Annotated in this window: 16 protein-coding genes; 13 read left to right on the forward strand and 3 right to left on the reverse strand. The window is 68.5% G+C overall.

All coding sequences use genetic code 11. From position 1 onward, the window contains the following. Window positions 1-442 precede the first annotated feature (442 nt). The 12 genes from VER16_RS16020 (at window position 443) to pcaC (ending at window position 12,259) form a co-directional block, all read left to right on the forward strand. Entirely contained in the window at window positions 443-1,954 is a 1,512-nt protein-coding gene (locus tag VER16_RS16020; RefSeq protein ID WP_324809686.1) for a right-handed parallel beta-helix repeat-containing protein, read from the forward strand. Window positions 1,955-1,976: 22 nt separating this feature from the next. Next, the gene (locus tag VER16_RS16025) at window positions 1,977-3,278 is read left to right on the forward strand and encodes a carbohydrate porin (RefSeq protein ID WP_324809687.1); all 1,302 of its coding nucleotides are present in this window, start codon (window positions 1,977-1,979) and stop codon (window positions 3,276-3,278) included. A 35-nt stretch (window positions 3,279-3,313) separates the two neighbouring features. Continuing rightward, window positions 3,314-4,165, forward strand: a complete 852-nt coding sequence (gene aroD, locus VER16_RS16030) for a type I 3-dehydroquinate dehydratase (RefSeq protein ID WP_324809688.1) — start codon at window positions 3,314-3,316, stop codon at window positions 4,163-4,165. Between the two features lie 53 nt (window positions 4,166-4,218). Continuing rightward, on the forward strand, window positions 4,219-5,544 hold the full coding sequence (locus VER16_RS16035) for an MFS transporter (protein WP_324809689.1): 1,326 nt from the start codon (window positions 4,219-4,221) through the stop codon (window positions 5,542-5,544). A gap of 171 nt (window positions 5,545-5,715) precedes the next feature. Continuing rightward, on the forward strand, window positions 5,716-6,396 hold the full coding sequence (locus tag VER16_RS16040; protein WP_324809690.1) for a 3-oxoacid CoA-transferase subunit A: 681 nt from the start codon (window positions 5,716-5,718) through the stop codon (window positions 6,394-6,396). Beyond that, window positions 6,393-7,040 carry a 3-oxoacid CoA-transferase subunit B gene (locus VER16_RS16045; RefSeq protein WP_164073142.1) on the forward strand — a complete coding sequence of 216 codons (648 nt, stop codon included), beginning with the start codon at window positions 6,393-6,395 and terminating at the stop codon, window positions 7,038-7,040. The genes VER16_RS16040 and VER16_RS16045 overlap by 4 nt, the downstream gene beginning before the upstream one ends. Window position 7,041: 1 nt before the next feature. Continuing rightward, window positions 7,042-8,256: a 3-oxoadipyl-CoA thiolase gene (pcaF, locus tag VER16_RS16050; protein WP_414716058.1), complete on the forward strand. Its 1,215-nt coding sequence runs from the start codon at window positions 7,042-7,044 to the stop codon at window positions 8,254-8,256. Between the two features lie 69 nt (window positions 8,257-8,325). Then, window positions 8,326-9,036, forward strand: a complete 711-nt coding sequence (gene pcaH / locus VER16_RS16055; protein ID WP_079221590.1) for a protocatechuate 3,4-dioxygenase subunit beta — start codon at window positions 8,326-8,328, stop codon at window positions 9,034-9,036. A gap of 4 nt (window positions 9,037-9,040) precedes the next feature. Beyond that, window positions 9,041-9,604 carry a protocatechuate 3,4-dioxygenase subunit alpha gene (gene pcaG, locus VER16_RS16060; protein ID WP_324809691.1) on the forward strand — a complete coding sequence of 188 codons (564 nt, stop codon included), beginning with the start codon at window positions 9,041-9,043 and terminating at the stop codon, window positions 9,602-9,604. A 90-nt stretch (window positions 9,605-9,694) separates the two neighbouring features. Beyond that, complete coding sequence (locus VER16_RS16065; RefSeq protein WP_324809692.1) at window positions 9,695-11,038, forward strand: 3-carboxy-cis,cis-muconate cycloisomerase; 1,344 nt, start codon at window positions 9,695-9,697, stop codon at window positions 11,036-11,038. 26 nt (window positions 11,039-11,064) lie between these two features. Continuing rightward, window positions 11,065-11,850, forward strand: a complete 786-nt coding sequence (gene pcaD, locus VER16_RS16070) for a 3-oxoadipate enol-lactonase (RefSeq protein WP_324809693.1) — start codon at window positions 11,065-11,067, stop codon at window positions 11,848-11,850. A gap of 22 nt (window positions 11,851-11,872) precedes the next feature. Further along, a complete protein-coding gene (gene pcaC, locus VER16_RS16075) occupies window positions 11,873-12,259 on the forward strand; it encodes a 4-carboxymuconolactone decarboxylase (RefSeq protein ID WP_324809694.1) in 387 nt (128 codons plus the stop codon). Between the two features lie 36 nt (window positions 12,260-12,295). On the opposite strand, the gene VER16_RS16080 is transcribed toward pcaC, so the two are convergent. After that, window positions 12,296-13,150, reverse strand: a complete 855-nt coding sequence (locus VER16_RS16080) for an IclR family transcriptional regulator domain-containing protein (protein ID WP_324809710.1) — start codon at window positions 13,148-13,150, stop codon at window positions 12,296-12,298. A gap of 101 nt (window positions 13,151-13,251) precedes the next feature. Further along, the gene (locus tag VER16_RS16085; protein WP_324809695.1) at window positions 13,252-15,657 is read right to left on the reverse strand and encodes a membrane-bound PQQ-dependent dehydrogenase, glucose/quinate/shikimate family; all 2,406 of its coding nucleotides are present in this window, start codon (window positions 15,655-15,657) and stop codon (window positions 13,252-13,254) included. A 297-nt stretch (window positions 15,658-15,954) separates the two neighbouring features. Here VER16_RS16085 and VER16_RS16090 point away from each other — a divergent pair, with 297 nt between their 5' ends. Further along, window positions 15,955-16,494, forward strand: a complete 540-nt coding sequence (locus tag VER16_RS16090) for an adenine phosphoribosyltransferase (RefSeq protein ID WP_164073135.1) — start codon at window positions 15,955-15,957, stop codon at window positions 16,492-16,494. 233 nt (window positions 16,495-16,727) lie between these two features. Here the strand turns inward: VER16_RS16090 and dbpA are convergent, their stop codons facing one another. Further along, the gene (gene dbpA, locus VER16_RS16095) at window positions 16,728-18,104 is read right to left on the reverse strand and encodes an ATP-dependent RNA helicase DbpA (RefSeq protein ID WP_324809696.1); all 1,377 of its coding nucleotides are present in this window, start codon (window positions 18,102-18,104) and stop codon (window positions 16,728-16,730) included. Between the last annotated feature and the right edge of the window lie 65 nt (window positions 18,105-18,169).

Here is an 18,169-nt window from a genome sequence, read left to right on the forward strand (position 1 = left end):
CAGTCGCAGTTACCGACAGCCGCAGGAATCTGTCCGAGGTGGGGCACTGTGGGTTCGCGGGGTGTGAGCCGCATGGATGCGGCGACCAAGCCCCCATGGACGGGTTCACGGCGTCCCCGCGAACCCACAGTGCCCCGCCATCCCACGGAATGCAGCTCTTGCCTCGGCCGTTGCAGTTGCCGTTGCATTGAGCAGGTGCAGGGCTGCAAGCCCTGCAAAACCCCCTACAACGATGGTATTACCCATTCAGTGCGATATTCGCACGCACAGTCGATTACCGCACTTGAATGGTGCAGTGCGATAAACCTAATTTCACTCCCGCAGTTTCATAGCAGTCCAAGCGATCCACCCCTGGCGGGGCGAGGGCAGCAGCCGGTCCGGTGCTGAAGCCAGGTGCAGGGGAAGACCGCCGGATTTCCCTTCACCTGTGCGGAGTGTTCGCATGCGCCGTCGTCTGTCCGTTGTTTCCCTGTCCCTGCTTGCCGTGCTGCCGTCGCTGGCGCTGGCCTACCAGGCCGAACCGCCGCGCGAATCGCTGCAGGTGCTGCGCGTGGACCGTTACGCCGACGATGCCAATGCCGGCTCGCTGCGCTGGGCCATCACCACCGCCAACGCCGCTCCGGGCCGCTACCGCATCGAGATCGACGCCGTCGGCGCCGCGCCCTACGTCATCAAGCCGGCCGCGCCGCTGCCGGAAATCAAGGGCCCGGTACAGATCGTCGGCACGCCCTGGGCGCGCGATGGCCAGTACGTCGCCATCGATGGCTCGGCCTACGTCACCGGCACCGGCACCGATGCCTGCCCGGGCGCCGAACCCGGCCAGTCCGGTACCAACGTGCGCACCACCACGCTGCCGGGCCTGGTCCTGCGCGATACCCAAGGCGTCGAGCTGGCCGGCCTGGAGATCCGCAACTTCTGCATCGGCGTGCTGGTCAACCGTTCCAGCCACAACGAGATCCATGACAACCGCATCGTCGCCAACAAGGGTGGCGCCGGCATCATGCTCACCGGCGACGACGGCAAGGGCCAGTCCACCGCGACCACCACGGTGCACAACCGCATCGTGCGCAACGAATTCCTCGATAACGGTGACGGCCTGGAGCTGACCCGTGGCGCGGCCTGGAACCTGGTGGCCGACAACCTGTTCCAGTCCACCCGCGCCAACCCGGAACCCTCGCAGGGCATCGAGATCCTGTGGGGCAACGACAACAGCGTGGTCCACAACCGCTTCGTCGATTACTCCGATGGCCTGCAGATCAACTGGGGCAACCGCAACTACATCGCCGCCAACACCTTCACCGGCAACTCGCTGGGCCTGAGCATCACCGGCAGCGGCAACGTGGTCGATGGCAATACCATCACCGGCAATGGCATCGGCATCGGCGTGCGCCCGCAGCCGGTCAGTGCGCCGAACCGCTTCACCGCCAACCGCATCTTCGGTAACGGCCTGCCGATCGAGCGCTGCGAAGCCGGCGGCGCGTGCGTGAAGGGCCAGCCGCGCGGTGCCATCGTGTTCGGTGTGCCGGGCCTGGAGCACGCCAGCTTCGTCGGCTCGCGCGGTCGTGGCGTCGACAACGATCCGTCCAAGCGTGCGCGCATCTGCACCGCTGCCGGCCAGGCCAACTGCCAGCCGCTGCCCAACCTGGGCCAGGCTGCGCCGCAGCTGACCGCCGTGCAGGGCAAGGGCGCGCAGCGCCAGCTCAACGGTCGTTTCCAAGGGGTGCCGGATTCCCGCTACCAGGTGGAGGTGTTCGGCAACCGTGCCGCCAACGGCAGCGAAGCCGAACTGGTGCTCGGCAGCGTCGAAGCCCGGACCGATGCGCAGGGGCAGGGCAGCTTCACCTTCCCGCTCGGTGCCGGGGCCGATGCTGCCGCTGCCGGCAGCTTGACCGCCACGGTCACCTCGGCGCAGGGCGCCACCTCCCCCCTGAGCGCGCCGCTGTCGCTGCGCTGATCACCTCCACGAGACCGCGATCATGATTCCTGCGAAATCCCCGGCACAGGGCATCTCCCTGTCCATCCTTGCCATCGCGCTGCTGCCGGCGATGGCCCATGCGCAATCCAGCAACCGTTACGAAGGCAGGACGTTCACTGGCGACTGGGGCGGCACCCGCACCGATCTGTACGAGCGTGGCATCGCTTTCCGCGGCGATTACGTGGGCGAGGCCATGGGCGTGGTCGATGGCGGTTACGGCGAAACCGGCGCGCGCTATGCACAGCAGGTGCGCGTGGGCATGGACCTGGACATGGGCAAGCTGGCCGGCTGGGATGGCGGTGCGTTCCACTTCACCCTCAACGACCGTCGCGGCCGCAGCACCTCGGTGGACTTCGTCGGCAACCGCTTCCCGATCCAGGAAGCATACGGCGGCCAGTACACGCGCCTGACCGAGCTGAGCTATGACCAGACCTTCAATGCGGGCCAGTCGTACTACAAGCTGGGTTACTACGCGATGGGCAACCAGTTCGGCCTGCACAGCCTGCTGACCCACTTCGTCAACGCCGCCTTCTGCGCGCACCCGCTGGCGATGTCCGGCAACAGCGGCTGGTACAACTACCCGATGGCGCGCTGGGGCGGTGAGTTCGCGCAGCAGATCAGCCCGGCGGTGAACGTGCGTACCGGCTGGTTCCAGGTCAACCCGAACCTGGGCGGCAACATCGAGCGCAACGCGTTCCGTCCCTTCGTCTCGGGTACCACCGGTTCGCTGTTCCCGGTGGAAGTGACCTGGACCCCGGCCAAGGGCAGCCGCCATGCCGGCGTCTACAAGTTCGGCGGTTACTACGACACCTCGCGCGTAGACAAGCGCGGCCTGGACACCTCGCCGACCACCGGCCGCCACGGCGCCTACGTGCTGGCCGAGCAGCGCTTGACCCAGGAATCGGCCGACCCGAGCCGCGGCCTCACCGCCTTCGCGCAGTACATGGTGTCCGACACCGATACCGCGCAGATCAAGCGCTGGTACGCACTGGGTGGCGTCTACCAGGGCATCGGCTCGCGCGCGCAGGACAGCATCGCGCTGGGCTACGTGGGCGCCGACATCAACGACCGCCTGGTCGATGCACGCCGGGCCACGCTGATGAGTGGTGGCGTGCCCATCGATTCGCCGCTGTACAACCTCAGCCAGGCCGAGGAGCTGTTCGAACTGTCCTACAGCGTCCAGGTGAACCCGTGGCTGATGATCCGCCCGGACGTGCAGTACATCGTCAACCCGGGCACGTTCAATTACAGCGGTACCGACAACGCCTGGGCCGTCGGTGTCCAGGCCAAGGTGACCTTCTGATGGCCGCACGCTCCCTCCACGCTCTGGTGACAGCCATGAAATTCCCGTTCGCGTCCGTTGTCCTCGCCGGTGCGCTCAGCGCCTCCCCCCTGCTGGCCCTGGCCGCACCGCCGCCGGCGGTGCTGCAGGTTGGCCAGCTGCGCATCGGCGAGGGCAGCCCCCGCACCATCGTGCCGATCACCGGCGCCACCGCTGAGGTCGCGCTGCAGCAGGCCGCCGCGATCGCTGCCAGCAAGGCCACCGACATCGCCGAATGGCGCATCGACTACCTGGACATCGCTACCGATGGCAAGGCACTGGTCGCGCTGGGCAAGCGCATCCAGGCCACGCTGGGCGGCAAGCCGGTCATCGTCACCTTCCGTACCAAGGCCGAAGGCGGCGCCAAGCCGATCAGCGATGCCGACTACGGTGCGCTGTACGCCACGCTGCTGCGCGGCGGCGTCGCCCAGCTGATCGACGTGGAGATGTTCCGCGACCCGAAGGTCGTGCAGTCGCTGGTGGCACAGGCGCACAAGGCCGGGGTCAAGGTGGTGATGTCCAACCATGACTTCCATGCCACGCCGCCGCGCGAGGAGATCGTCGCACGCCTGCTGAAGCAGCAGGCCCTCGGCGCCGACGTGCTGAAGATCGCGGTGATGCCGCGTGATGCCGGCGACGTGCTGGCGCTGCTCGATGCCACTTGGCAGGTGCGCCAGCAGAGCGACAAGCCGCTGCTGACCATGTCGATGGGCGGCACCGGCGTGGTTTCGCGCCTGGCCGGCGAAACCTTCGGCCAGGCCCTGACGTCCGGCATGATCGGCACCCCGTCGGCGCCGGGCCAGGTCGAGGTCGATCGCCTGCAGGACGTCCTGCAGGTCATCCATGCATCCAGCCAGGCCGGTCACTGAGACCTTCCCCGCCGGACGTTCCACCGCACCACGCTGTTGCAGGAAACCGCACCATGAGCCACGCCTCCGCCGCTGCACCGCCGCTTGTCCTTGAACGGATGAGTCCCTTCCAGTGGACCGCCATCGCCATCTGCGTGCTGTTGAACATGCTCGATGGCTTCGATGTGATGGTCATGGCCTTCACCGCACCGCATGTATCGGCGGACTGGGAACTGTCGGGCAAGGTGCTGGGGCTGATGCTCAGCGCCGGCCTGGTCGGCATGGCGCTGGGTTCGTTCCTGCTGGCGCCATTGGCGGACCGCTGGGGCCGGCGGCCGATGATCATCTGCTGCCTGCTGATCCTGACCAGCGGCATGGCGCTGTCGGCGCTGGCCGGCAACGCCTGGCAGCTGGGCGCGCTGCGCGTGTACACCGGCATCGGCATCGGCGGCATGCTGGCCGGTGTCGGCGTCATCACTGCCGAGTACGCCAACGCCAAGTGGCGCAGCACGGCGGTCGCGTTGCAGGCCACCGGCTATCCCATCGGCGCCACCGCCGGCGGCCTGCTGGCGGCGTGGATGCTGGAGCACTGGTCCTGGCACAGCGTGTTCCTGATCGGCGCTGGTGCCTCGCTGCTGTGCATTCCGCTGGTGTTGAAGTGCCTGCCGGAATCGCTGGATTTCCTGGTCGCGCGTCGCCCGGCCAATGCGCTGCCGCGACTGAACGCGCTGCTGTCACGCATGCGCATGCCGGAACTGCAGGCACTGCCGCCGGCACCGGTGCGCAATGGCCAGCGCCAGGGCTATGCCGCGCTGTTCGTCGGCGACCTGCGTCGCGTCGCGCTGCTGATCGCGCTGGCGTTCTTCCTGCACATGTTCGCCTTCTATTTCGTGCTGAGCTGGACGCCGAAGCTGCTGGTGTCGGCCGGCGTGTCGGCGCAGCAGGGCATCACCGGCGGCGTGCTCCTGAACCTGGGCGGCATCGTCGGTGGCAGCCTGTTCGGCTGGCTGGCGTCGCGCTGGTCGCTGTCGAAGCTGACCGCGGGCGCGCTGCTGCTGGCGATGGTGTCGATGCTGGGCTTTGCGGCCTTCAACACGCAGCTGGGCGTGGCGTTCCCGTTGGCCTTCGTGATCGGTGCGGCGCTGTTCGCAGCGATGGCCGGCCTGTACGCGGCGGCACCGGTGGTGTTCGCCGCTGAAGTGCGGACCACAGGCCTTGGCTGGGCCATCGGCATCGGCCGCGTCGGCGCGATTCTCTCGCCGCTGACCGTGGGCGTGCTGGTGGATGGCCACTGGCAGCCCTCCGCGCTGTATGTGTTGTGCGCCTTGCCGCTGCTGCTGGCGGCGTGGGCGTGCCTGGGCCTGCGCGTGGGCGTGGGCGTCGGCCAGAACCGGCGTTGAACCGATGGCCGAGGTAGTTCAGTCAATGTGCGATTATCGAATGTAAGGACCGAATATCGCATTGACCGGACGGGGTGCCGTGGCGACCATGTCCGGGTCGTGTTTTCCCTTCGCAGTGGCCCTGCAGTGTGGCGGCGATGACCGCCGGCAGGCAGGGCAAGGAGCAATGCAGTGATCGACAAGACCGTGGCCAGCGTGCAAGCAGCGGTGGCCGATATCCATGATGGCGCCACCGTGATGATCGGCGGCTTTGGTACCGCCGGCATGCCCGATGAGCTGATCGATGCGCTCATCGCACAGGGCGCGCGCGAACTGACCATCATCAACAACAACGCCGGTAACGGCGATACCGGCCTGGCTGCGCTGATCAAGCACAAGCGCGTGCGCCGCATCGTCTGCTCGTTCCCGCGCCAGGCCGATTCGCAGCACTTCGATGCGGCCTACCGCGCGGGCGAGATCGAGCTGGAGCTGGTGCCGCAGGGCAATCTGGCCGCGCGCATCCACGCGGCCGGCTCCGGCCTGGGCGCGATCTTCACCCCTACCGGCTACGGCACCGAGCTTGCGCAGGGCAAGGAAACGCGCGAGATCGACGGCCGCCACTACGTGCTGGAATACCCGCTGCATGCCGACTTCGCGCTGATCAAGGCCGACCGTGGCGACCGCTGGGGCAACCTGGTGTACCGCAGGACCGCGCGCAACTTCGGCCCGCTGATGGCGATGGCCGCGCGCTGCGCCATCGTGCAGGTGCGTGAGGTGGTGGCGCTGGGCGAACTGGACCCGGAGGCCGTGGTGACCCCGGGCATCTTCGTGCAGCGCGTGGTGCCGGTGGACGCAGAAGGAGTGCAGGCATGAACAAGCTCAGCCGCGAACAGATGGCCGCGCGCGTGGCGCGCGATATTCCCGAAGGTGCCTACGTCAACCTGGGCATCGGCCTGCCGACCACGGTGGCCAACTTCCTGCCGGCCGACAAGGAGATCTTCCTGCAGTCGGAAAACGGCCTGCTCGGCATGGGCCCGGCGCCGGCCGCTGGCCAGGAAGATCCGGACCTGATCAACGCCGGCAAGCAGCCGGTCACACTGCTCACCGGTGGCTGCTATTTCCACCATGCCGATTCGTTCGCGATGATGCGCGGCGGCCACCTCGACATCTGCGTGCTCGGTGCGTTCCAGGTGTCGGCACACGGTGACCTGGCGAACTGGAGCACCGGTGCGCCTGACGCGATTCCCGCCGTGGGCGGCGCGATGGACCTGGCCATCGGTGCCAAGCAGGTCTTCGTGATGATGGACCTGTTCACCAAGAAGGGTGAGAGCAAGCTGGTGGCCGAATGCAGCTACCCGCTGACCGGCCTGCGCTGCGTATCGCGCGTATATACCGATGTGGCGGTGTTCGACCTTGGCGCCGACGGCGCGACCGTGCTGGAAATGGTCGAGGGCATGGACATCGAACAACTGCGTGAACTGACCGGCCTGCCGCTGGCACTGGCCGAGGGAGCCTGAGATGAGCCTGCACGAGACCTACATTGTCGATGGCATCCGCACCCCGATCGGCCGTTACGGCGGCGCGTTGTCCGGCGTGCGCGCCGACGACCTCGGCGCGATCCCGCTGAAGGCGCTGTTGGCGCGCCACCCGCAGCTGGACCCGGCGCTGGTCGAGGATGTCTACCTCGGCTGTGCCAACCAGGCCGGCGAAGACAACCGCAACGTCGCCCGCATGAGCCTGCTGCTGGCCGGCCTGCCGGTGACGGTGCCGGGCAGCACGATCAACCGCCTGTGTGGTTCGGGCCTGGATGCGATTGGTACCGTGGCCCGTGGCATCGCGGCCGGCGAACTGGGCCTGGCCATTGCCGGTGGCGTGGAATCGATGTCGCGCGCGCCGTTCGTGATGGGCAAGGCGACTTCGCCGTTTGCCCGCGACCAGCAGATCGAAGACACCACCATGGGCTGGCGCTTCATCAACCCGCGCCTGCGTGAGCTGCACGGCGTGGAGACCATGGGCCAGACCGCCGAGAACGTGGCCGAGCGCTACGGCATCAGCCGCGAGGACCAGGATGCGTTCGCCCTGCGCAGCCAGCAGCGCACCGCCGCCGCGCAGGCGCGGGGCTTTTTCGACGGCGAGATCGTGGCGGTGGATGTGCCGGGCCGCAAGCGCGGCGAGATCGTGACTGTCGACCGCGATGAACACCCGCGCGGCGATACCACCGCCGAAGCACTGGCCAAGCTGAAGCCGCTGTTCCGCCAGCCGGGCACGGTCACCGCCGGCAACGCCTCGGGCATCAACGATGGCGCCGCCGCACTGCTGCTCGCTTCGGGCGCACAGGTGAAGGCGCTGGGGCTGACCCCGCGTGCGCGCATCCTCGGCTTTGCCAGCGCCGGCGTCGAGCCGGCGATCATGGGCATGGGCCCGGTGCCGGCCAGCCAGAAGCTGATGGCGCGGCTGGGCCTGTCCATCACCGATTTCGATGCCATCGAACTGAATGAAGCCTTCGCCTCGCAGGGCCTGGCCTGCATGCGCCAGCTCGGCCTGGCCGACGATGCCGCGCACGTGAACCCCAACGGCGGGGCAATCGCCCTGGGCCACCCGCTGGGCATGAGCGGGGCGCGCCTGGCGCTGACCCTGCTGCGCCAGCTGGAAGCCAGTGGCGGCCGCCGCGGCCTGGCCACGATGTGCATCGGCGTGGGGCAGGGCGTGGCGCTGGCCATCGAACGCGTGTAAGCCTTCCCCCGTATCCATGATCTGCAAGACAGCTGCGGCCTTCGGGCCGCTCGCCAACAGGAGTACGCCATGAGCGATCCCACCGAACTGCGCGGCTACCGCAAGCCGTACCCCGGCAGCCAGCCGCCGCGCATCCATCTGCCGTATGCCTCCACCGCGCTGCGTGGCCCGGGTACCGACCCGATCGCCATCCCGGTGACGCTCTCGGAAGTGACCGGCCCGAGCATCAACCGCATCACCCTGGGCGAGCATGCCGCCGACCTGACCGCCGGTTTCCCCGGCCAGCCGCAGGGCGAGCGCATCATCGTCAGCGGCCGCGTGCTGGACGAGAACGGCCGGCCGGTGCGCAACACCGTGGTCGAGGTCTGGCAGTGCAACGCCGCCGGCCGCTACCTGCACAAGGGCGACCAGCACGATGCGCCGCTGGACCCCAACTTCAAGGGCACCGGCCAGGTACTGACCGACAGCGAAGGCCGCTACCGGTTCACCACCATCAAGCCGGGTGCGTACCCGTGGCGCAACCACTACAACGCCTGGCGACCGGCGCACATCCATTTCTCGCTGCACGGCGACGGCATCGGCCAGCGCCTGGTCACGCAGATGTACTTCCCCAACGACCCGCTGCTGGCGTTCGACCCGATCTACAACTGCGTGGACGACGCCAAGGCGCGCGAGCGCATGGTGTCCTCGTTCGACTGGGAAAACACCGCCAACGAATTCGCACTCGGCTACCGCTTCGACATCGTGCTGCGCGGTCGCAAGATGACCGTCTGGGAGTAAGACCATGAGTTTCCAATCCACTCCGTGGCAGACCGTGGGCCCGTACTACCGCCTGGGCCTGGAACCGCTGTACCGCACCGAAGTCGCCCCGGCCATCGCGCAGGGCGAGCGCATCGAAGTGCAGGGTCAGGTATTCGATGGCAATGGCACGCCGGTATCCGATGCCGTGCTGGAAATCTGGCAGGCCGACGCGCAGGGCATCTATGCCCACAGTGAAGACCCGCGCCGTGATGACCACGACCCGGCGTTCGACGGCTGGGGCCGCGTGCCCACCGATGATCAGGGTCGCTTTGCCTTCAGCACCGTCAAGCCGGGCCGCGTGCCGGGCCTGCGTGGCGAGCCGCAGGCACCGCACCTGGTGGTGCTGGTGTTCATGCGCGGTCTGCTGCAGGCCACCCGTGGCCGCATCTATTTCAGTGATGAAGCCAGCAACGGCGAGGATGGCATCCTCGCGCTGGTGCCCGCCGAGCGCCGCCACACCCTGGTCGCGCAGGCGCAGGGCAAGGGCCTGTACCACTGGGACGTGCGCATGCAGGGCCCGGACGAGACGGTGTTCTTCGCTTACTGATCGCGGCGCGGCCAACGCGCCTTCCGGCCACTCCACGCCCGCGTGCAGCGGGCGCGGGTAAGCTGTGGCCACCCAGGATGGACTGCACCGATGAGCCACTCCCCAACGCTGCTGGGCGGTCTGTTCGGCGACCCCGCCGTCGATGCCGTGTTCAGTGATGAAGCACGCCTGCAGGCGATGCTGGATGTCGAACGCGCCCTGGCGCGCGCGCAGGTGCAGTGCGGGGTGATCCCCGCCGCTGCGCTGGCCCCGATTGAAGCGGCATGCAGCGCCGATCTGTACGCGGTGCCGGCGTTGTCGGCGGCGACCGCACTGGCTGGGAATCCGGCCATTCCACTGGTCAAGGCGCTCACCGCACAGGTCAAGGACAGCGATGCCGAGGCCGCGCGCTGGGTCCACTGGGGCGCCACCAGCCAGGACATCATCGACAGCGGCGCGGTGCTGCAGCTGCGCGCGGCGGTCAGCCACGTGCAGGCGCGGCTGCAACTGCTGTGTACCGCGCTGGCGCGGCTCGCCGAGGCCGAGCGCGGCACCGGCCTGCCCGGGCGCACGCTGCTGCAGCAGGCGGTGCCGGTCACCTTCGGCCTGAAGGCTGCCGGTTGGCTCGATGCCCTGCAGCGCAGCCAGCGTCGCCTCGATGCGCTTGCCGACGATACCCTGGTCCTGCAGTTCGGCGGTGCCGCCGGTACGCTGGCTTCGCTGCAGACGCGTGGGCTGGACGTGGCCGAAGCCCTGGCCGCCGAGCTGCAGCTGCCGTTGCCGGCGCTGCCCTGGCATACCGCGCGTGACCGCATCGCCGAGTTCGGCAGCGTGTTTGCACTGCTCACCGGCAGCCTGGGCAAGATCGCCACCGACATCGTGCTGCTGATGCAATCCGAGGTGGCGGAAGCTTTCGAGCCGGCGGGCGAGGGCAAGGGCGGTTCCTCGGCGATGCCGCACAAGCGCAATCCGGTCGGCTGCGTCGCGGCCATGGCCGCGGCCACCCGCGTGCCGGGCCTGCTGTCGACGTTGTTCAGCGCCATGCCGCAGCCACACGAGCGTGCGGCCGGGCAGTGGCATGCCGAGTGGGACACGGTGCCGGAGATCGTGCGCCTGTGCGCCGGCAGCCTGGCCCAGGTGACCGTGGTGGTGCAGGGCTTGCAGCTGGATCGCGAGCGCATGCGCCAGCATCTGGACAGCCATGGCGGCCTGCTCTATGCCGAGGCCGTGGCGGTCACCCTGGGGGAGCGCATCGGCAAGCCGGCCGCGCATGCATTGGTGGAACAGGCGGCCAGGCAGTCGCTGGCCCAGTCGCTGCACCTGCGCGAGGTGCTGGCGCAGACGCCGGAGGTCACCGCGCAGCTTTCACCCGCACAACTGGATGCCCTGTTCGCCGCCGACAGCTGGCGCGGCATGGCCGATACCTGGATCGACCGCGTGCTCGCGCGCGGCTGATCCCTACGTTCAACGCTGGAGCCTCCATGCCCTTCCTCGACCTTCCGCAGCACCGCCTGCATTACCAGACCGAGGGCCGCGCCGATGGCCCGTGGCTGACCTTCTGCAACTCGCTCGGTACCGACCTGGGCATGTGGCAGCCGCAGGTGGATGCGCTGGCCTCGCGGTACCGCATCCTGCGCTATGACCGTCGCGGCCATGGCCAGTCCACTGCGCCGCCGGGGCTGTACACCGTGGCCGAGCTGGGCGCCGACGTGCTGGCCCTGTGGGATCACCTCGGCATCGAGCGCAGCCACTTCTGCGGCCTGTCGATCGGTGGCCTGACCGGGCAGTGGCTGGGCGTGCATGCCGGCAACCGCCTGCGCACGCTCACCGTGGCCGCTACCGCTGCGAAGATCGGCACGCTGGACGGCTGGCAGGCGCGCATCGCCCAGGTCCAGCAGGATGGCCTGGCGCCGCTGGTCGATGGCACCCGCGAGCGCTGGTTCACCGCCGCCTTCGCACAGACCCATGCCAGCCAGGTGGAAGAGGTCCTGCAGCGCTTCCTCGCCACCAGCGTCGAAGGCTACGCCGGCTGCTGCAACGCCGTGGGCACGGCCGACTTCCGTGATGCGCTGGGTCGCATCGGCGTGCCGCTGCTGGCCATTGCCGGTGATGACGATCCGGTCTGCGTGCCGGCCGAGCTGCAGGCGATTGCCGATGGCGTGGCCCATGGGCAGTACGTTGCCGTGCCGGGCCGCCACATCTGCAATCTCGAGTCGCCGCAGGCGTTCACTGCCGCACTGGCCGCGCATCTTTCCGCGCAGCACTGAATCACTCAACAGGATGACGACGATGGACGAACAGGAACGCTACGAAGCCGGCCTTGCGGTACGCCGACAGGTGCTGGGCGAGGCGCACGTCGACCGCTCGCTGCAGGCGCGCACCGACTTCACCACCGAATTCCAGGAGTTCATCACCCGCACGGCATGGGGCACGGTGTGGACGCGCGAAGGACTGCCGCGGCACACGCGCTCGCTGCTGACCATCGTGATGATGGTGGCGCTGGGCCATGACGAGGAGTTCAAGCTGCACATCCGCGCGGCCCGCAACAACGGCGTCACGCCGGAAGAGATCAAGGAAGTGCTGCTGCAGGCGGCGATCTACTGCGGCGTGCCCGCGGCCAACCACGCCTTCGCGCTGGCCAAGCCGATCCTGGAAGAGCAGGCGTCCGAACGCTGATATGGAATCCGCCGGGCCATGCCCGGCGGCTTTGCCTCAATTCAACAACGTACCCAGGCGCTGCGCCGCTTCACGCAGGCGCGGCAGCAGCTGGGCCTGCATCACGCCCAGGCCGATGCGGCCCGCCTGGGTGCCGATGTTCAGCGCGGCCACCACGTCGCCGCTGCGCGAACGCACCGGCACGGCAATCGAGCGCAGGCCGATCTCCAGCTCCTGGTCCACCAGCGAGACGCCTTCGCGGCGCACCTTTTCCAGCAGGTCGAGGAAGTCGTCCATGCGGGTGACGGTGCGTTCGGTACGCGGCCGCAGCGGGGTGCGTTCCAGGTAGCCTTCCAGCGTGTCGCGCGGCAGGGCGGCCAGCAGCACGCGGCCCATCGAGGTGCAGTACGCCGGCAGGCGGCTGCCGGCACGCAGGCCGATCGACATGATGCGCACGGTTTCCGCGCGCGCCACGTACAGGATGTCATCGCCGTCGAGCACGCCCAGCGAGCAGGACTCGTGCACGTCATCGCGCAGGGCATCCAGCACCGGCTGTGCGGCGGCCGTCATCGACGACGAGGCGACATAGGCGCCGCCCATGCCCAACACGCGCGGCAGCAGCACGAAGCCACGGCCCTGTTCACCGACGTAACCCAGCTTTTCCAGCGTATACAGCACGCGCCGCACCGCTGCGCGCGAGATGCCGGTATCGGTGCTGATCTGAGACATCGTCACTTCGCGGGGATGCTGCGAGAACACGCTCAGTACGGCCAGGCCGCGGCCGAGCGAGGTCATGAAATCCGGATCGCCCTGGTTGTCCTGGATCTGCTGCATCAGCTCATGGGCAAGGCCGCGATCCTGCGGTGGCGCAGGCGGACGCTTGGGACGACGGCTGGGAGGAACGGCAGGCATGGCAGCAGCTTTCATCGGGTTCGATCCTGCATGGTAAGCGCTGGACCCCACAACCGGTACCCACGCGGCGCAGCCATGCAGGCTGCACCGCGTGGCCCGGCTTACTTGCGCTCGGGCAGCGCGTAGGCGATCACGTAGTCGCCACGGTCCGGCGACTGGCGTGCGCCACCGGCGGAAATCACCACGTACTGGCGGCCGGTCTTCGGTGAGACGTAGGTCATCGGCGTGCCTTGGCTGCCGACCGGCATGCGCGCCTTCCACACTTCCTCGCCGGTGCGGCTGTCGTAGGCGCGCAGGTAGTAATCCTGCGTGCCGGCGAAGAACAGCAAGCCCGACTGCGTGGCCAGCGAACCGCCCAGGGTCGGCATGCCGATCGGAATCGGCAGGCCCATCTTGATGCCCAGCGGCCCGGTGTCCTTCACCGTGCCCACCGGCACCTGCCAGACCAGCTGGCGGGTAGCCAAGTTGATGGCCGACATCGTGCCGAACGGCGGCTTCTGGCAGGGGATGCCCAGCTTGGACAGGAAGCGGTCGCGCAGCGAGCCGTACGGCGTACCGGTCTGCGAAGCCGCGCCCATTTCCACGCCACCGGCGCCGCTGGTCATCTGCGCACGCGGAATCAGCTTGGTCCACAGCCCCAGGCGCATGTCATTGACGAACAGGTAGCCGGTGGTCGGATCGACCGAGGCGCTGCCCCAGTTCATGCCGCCCAGTGAACCCGGCCACTGCAGCGCCAGATCCTCGCCCGGCGGCGTGTACATGCCGTCGTAGCGGAATTGCTTGAACTGGATGCGGCACAGCATCTGGTCAATGGGGGTCGCGCCCCACATGTCCGACTCGGTCAACGTCTGCGCGCCGATCTGCGGCAGGCCCACCGACAGCGGCTGCGTGGCGGCGTAGCGTTCGCCTTCGGCATTGCCCTGCGGTGCCGGGATGTTGCGCACTTCGCTGATCGGCACGCCGGTCTGGCGGTTGAGCATGAAGATCTGCCCGGCCTTGGTGATCTGCAGCAGGGCGGGCAGGGTGCCGCCGTTGCCGTCGGGCACGTCGGTCAGGGTCGGCTGTGCCGGCAGGTCGTAATCCCACAGGTCGTGGTGCACGGTCTGGTAAACCCAGCGCTCCTTGCCGGTGGTCACGTCCAGCGCGACCACCGCCGAGCTGTACTTGTCATCCTGCGGCGTGCGCTCGCCGGCCCACTGGTCCGGCGTGGTGTTGCCGGTAGGCAGATAGACCAGGCCCAGCTGCGGGTCGTAGGCCATCGAGGTCCACACGTTCGGCGTGGCGCGCGTGTAGTGGATCGACGGATCCAGCGGCACGTCCGGGGTTTCCTTCGACAGATCCCAGACCCAGGCCAGCGCACCGGTACGCACGTTGTACGCACGCACCACACCGGACGGTTCACCCACTTCGATGTTGTCGGCCACACGGCCACCGACCACGATCAGATCGCCGGCCACCAGGGGTGCGGCGGTGAGGGTGTAGAAGCCGGGCTTGATCTCGCCCATGCCCACCTTCAGGTCGACCACGCCGTTGCTGCCGAAGTCCGGGCACAGCGCGCCGGTCTTCGCGTCCAGTGCAAACAGGCGCGCATCGATGGAGGTCATCAGGATGCGCTTTTCGCACAGGGCCGGGCCGGTGCTGGAGGTTTCCGTGGCCGGCTGCGGTGCGGGCGCGGGCGCCGCTGCGGTGGTTGCATCGAAGTAGCCGAGGCCACGGCAACGCTGCCAGTTCGGCGCGGTGGCCTTGGGATCGAACGCCCAGCGCTGCTTGCCGGAATCGGCATCGATGGCGATCACCTGGTTGTGCGGAGTGCACAGGTACAGGGTGTCGCCGATCTGCAGCGGGGTGTTCTGGTCCTCGGCACCGAAGCCGTTGCTTTCCGGCACGTCGCCGGTGCGTGCGGTCCACGCAACCTGCAGTTCCTTCACGTTGGCCGGGGTGATCTGGTCCAGCGCGGCGAAGCGGGTGCCGGCGGTGGTGTTGCCCCAGTGCATCCAGTCGCGCTGTTCAGCGCCCTTGGCCACCGGCACCACCGGCGGCGTCGCGCCCTGTGCGGTCTGCACAGGGCGCGGCTGGAAGGCGGAGAAGGCCGTGCCCAGCAGGCCGACCAGCAGCACCGCGGCCACGCCATAGGCGCCACGACCGGCCACCTGGCTGCGGCTGCGGCGCAGTACCGGCCAGGCCAGGGCGACCAGCAGGGCCAGCACCGCCGGCATCACCAGGCGCGAGACCAGCGGCCAGAACTCCCAGCCCGCATCCAGCAGCGCCCAGATCAGCGTGGCCACGAAGGCCAGGCCGTACAGCAGCGCACCGGCTGGCCGGCGCATCACCAGCAGCACGCCGGCCACGGCTGATACCGCACCCATCAGCAGGAAGTACCAACTGCCCCCCAGCATTACCAGGCGAACACCACCGACCAGCAGAGCCAGGCCGAACAGGGTCACCAGGATGCCGAGCAGGACCACCCGCACACGGCACAGGGCCGGAACTTTCGTCGTCTCGTCCACGTTGCATGAACCTCATTGCGAAAAACCCGCACGGAGGCGGGCAAAGCCCCGCGCGCGCCAAGCGTGGCGGGGGCCGTCGGCATCCCGGGCGGCTGCGGGCCGTGGCGGCGGGCAGGCGTCTGCCTGCTTATGGAGCAGGCTGGGTGAATGGCCGGTTAGGGCGATTATCGCACGGGTGTGCGATTTTTGCGTGATGTCGTGCGCCCATCGATGGAACGCAGCGGCGCGGTGGTGCCGGAACGGGCAGGGGGCGGGCGAACCGGTTACGCTATGCCGCCATACAAGCTGGTAGCTGCAATGACCGACGCCACCGTGGCCGTCCCCGCCTGGGCCTCGCGCCTGCGCGATATCGCCGATTTCCCGAAGCCCGGCATCCTGTTCAAGGACATCATGCCGCTGCTCGCCCACGGCGAAGACTTCCGCGGCGCGATCACGGCCATGGCCGACCGCTGGCGCGGGCAGCAGCTGGACGCCATCGTCGGCATCGAATCGCGTGGTTTCATCCTGGGCGCCGCCATGGCGCTGGAACTGGGCGTGGGCTTCGTGCCGGTGCGCAAGCCGGGCAAGCTGCCGGGCAAGGTCCTGCGCGAGGAATACACCCTGGAATACCGCAGCGACTGCATCGAAGTGCATGCCGACGCGCTGCCGGCCGGCGCGCGCGTGGCCATCATCGATGACGTGCTGGCCACTGGCGGCACGCTGGGTGCCGCGCTGTCGCTGGTTCGACGCCTGGGCGTGGAGGTGGTGGGTGCCGGCGTGCTGGTCGAGCTGGACGGCCTGGGTGGCCGCGCGCGCTGGGAAGCGGATCTGCCGCTGCACACCGAACTGGTGTTCTGACCGGGACGGATCGAATCACCGCAATCCGGTAGTCGCCAACCTTGGTTGGCGCGCATATCGAATCACCGCACTCCGGTAGATGCCAACCTTGGTTGGCATTGTCAGAGGGGCCAACCAAGGTTGGCCACTACCAGAGCGACGCCCGGAGGGCCAACCAAGGTTGGCCACTACCAGGGCAGGTTCGCGGAAACCGGTAGTCGCCAACCTTGGTTGGCGCCCACCAGATCACGCAATCACATCATCCGCACGCGGAAGCGGCGGCCCTTGATCTTGCCGGCTTCCAGCTTCGCCACGGCCTTCTGCGCCTGCTCACGGGCGATGGCCACGTAGGAGCGGGTCGGGAAGATCGCGATCTTGCCGATGTGCTTGCCCGACAGGCCGGCATCGCCGGTCAGTGCGCCGAGGATGTCGCCCGGGCGCAGCTTGTCGGTCTTGCCGCCATCGATGCGCAGGGTGCGCATCGCTGCCTGCGGCAGCTCGGCCGGGCGCGAGGTCGCCAGCGGCGTCTTCTGCCAGTCCAGCGGCTGGCCCAGATGGGCCTCGACGGCCTCGGCGCGGGTCTTCTCGCGACCGGCCACCAGGCTGATCGCCAGGCCGCTGGCACCAGCGCGACCGGTACGGCCCACGCGGTGCTGGTAGCTCTCCACGTCGGTGGGCAGCTCGTAGTTGATCACCGCCGCAAGCTCTTCCACGTCCAGCCCGCGCGCGGCCACGTCGCTGGCTACCAGCACGTTGCAGCTGCGGTTGGCCAGGCGCAGCAGCACTTCCTCGCGGTCACGCTGTTCCATGTCGCCATGCAGGGCCAGCGCCGAGAAGCCGAACTGCTGCAGCGAATTGGCGACTTCGTCCACGTCCTTGCGGGTATTGCAGAACACCACCGCCGATTCCGGCGTGTACTTCAGCAGCAGGCCGGCCAGTGCCTTCTGCCGGTGCGCCGGTTCCACTTCGCAGAACAGGTGGCGGATGGCCGGGGCCTGGTCGGCGCCTTCCACGGTCACTTCCAGCGCATCGCGCAGCAGGTCGCGGGCGATCTCGCGGATGCTGTCGGGGAAGGTGGCCGAGAACAGCAGGCTCTGCCGGTCCTTGTGGGTGCGGCCGGCAATTTCGCGGATCGGCTCTTCAAAGCCCATGTCCAGCATGCGATCGGCTTCGTCCAGTACCAGGGTGCGCACCGCGCCCAGGTTCAGGGCGCGCTTGCGGGCCAGTTCCTGCACGCGGCCGGGCGTGCCGACCACCACGTGCGGGTCGTGGCCTTCCAGCGAGGCCAGCTGCGGGCCCAGCGGCACGCCACCGACCAGCAGCAGCAGCTTCAGGTTGGGGATGCCGGTGGCCAGCTTGCGGATCTGCTTGGCGACCTGGTCGGCCAGCTCGCGGGTCGGGCACAGCACCAGCGCCTGCACGCGGATCAGGCTGGGGTCGATGGCCTGCAGCAGGCCCAGGCCGAAGGCGGCGGTCTTGCCGCTGCCGGTCGGCGCCTGTGCGATCACATCGCGGCGATCAAGGATCGCCGGCAGGCTCTGCGCCTGGATCGGCGTAAGGGTGGTGTAGCCGAGGGCGTCCAGGCCGGGCTGCAGGGCCGGGCTCAGCGGCAGGGTCGAAAAGTCAGTCATGGCACATTGTACCTGCGTGCGGGGCCGGAGCCTGCTGCGGGCCCTTCATCCACGCATGGCGTGGA

The organism is Stenotrophomonas sp. (genome assembly GCF_035634915.1).
In the GTDB taxonomy this organism is placed as follows: domain Bacteria; phylum Pseudomonadota; class Gammaproteobacteria; order Xanthomonadales; family Xanthomonadaceae; genus Stenotrophomonas.

Excerpts from the sequence above, each read along its gene's own strand:
- VER16_RS16020 (WP_324809686.1), top strand. The coding sequence starts at position 443 with ATGCGCCGTCGTCTGTCCGTTGTTTCCCTGTCCCTGCTTGCCGTGCTG.
- VER16_RS16025 (WP_324809687.1), top strand. The coding sequence starts at position 1,977 with ATGATTCCTGCGAAATCCCCGGCACAGGGCATCTCCCTGTCCATCCTT.
- aroD (WP_324809688.1), top strand. The coding sequence starts at position 3,314 with ATGAAATTCCCGTTCGCGTCCGTTGTCCTCGCCGGTGCGCTCAGCGCC.
- VER16_RS16035 (WP_324809689.1), top strand. The coding sequence starts at position 4,219 with ATGAGCCACGCCTCCGCCGCTGCACCGCCGCTTGTCCTTGAACGGATG.
- VER16_RS16045 (WP_164073142.1), top strand. The coding sequence starts at position 6,393 with ATGAACAAGCTCAGCCGCGAACAGATGGCCGCGCGCGTGGCGCGCGAT.
- pcaF (WP_414716058.1), top strand. The coding sequence starts at position 7,042 with ATGAGCCTGCACGAGACCTACATTGTCGATGGCATCCGCACCCCGATC.
- pcaH (WP_079221590.1), top strand. The coding sequence starts at position 8,326 with ATGAGCGATCCCACCGAACTGCGCGGCTACCGCAAGCCGTACCCCGGC.
- pcaG (WP_324809691.1), top strand. The coding sequence starts at position 9,041 with ATGAGTTTCCAATCCACTCCGTGGCAGACCGTGGGCCCGTACTACCGC.
- VER16_RS16065 (WP_324809692.1), top strand. The coding sequence starts at position 9,695 with ATGAGCCACTCCCCAACGCTGCTGGGCGGTCTGTTCGGCGACCCCGCC.
- pcaD (WP_324809693.1), top strand. The coding sequence starts at position 11,065 with ATGCCCTTCCTCGACCTTCCGCAGCACCGCCTGCATTACCAGACCGAG.
- pcaC (WP_324809694.1), top strand. The coding sequence starts at position 11,873 with ATGGACGAACAGGAACGCTACGAAGCCGGCCTTGCGGTACGCCGACAG.
- VER16_RS16080 (WP_324809710.1), bottom strand. The coding sequence starts at position 13,150 with ATGCCTGCCGTTCCTCCCAGCCGTCGTCCCAAGCGTCCGCCTGCGCCA.
- VER16_RS16090 (WP_164073135.1), top strand. The coding sequence starts at position 15,955 with ATGACCGACGCCACCGTGGCCGTCCCCGCCTGGGCCTCGCGCCTGCGC.
- dbpA (WP_324809696.1), bottom strand. The coding sequence starts at position 18,104 with ATGACTGACTTTTCGACCCTGCCGCTGAGCCCGGCCCTGCAGCCCGGC.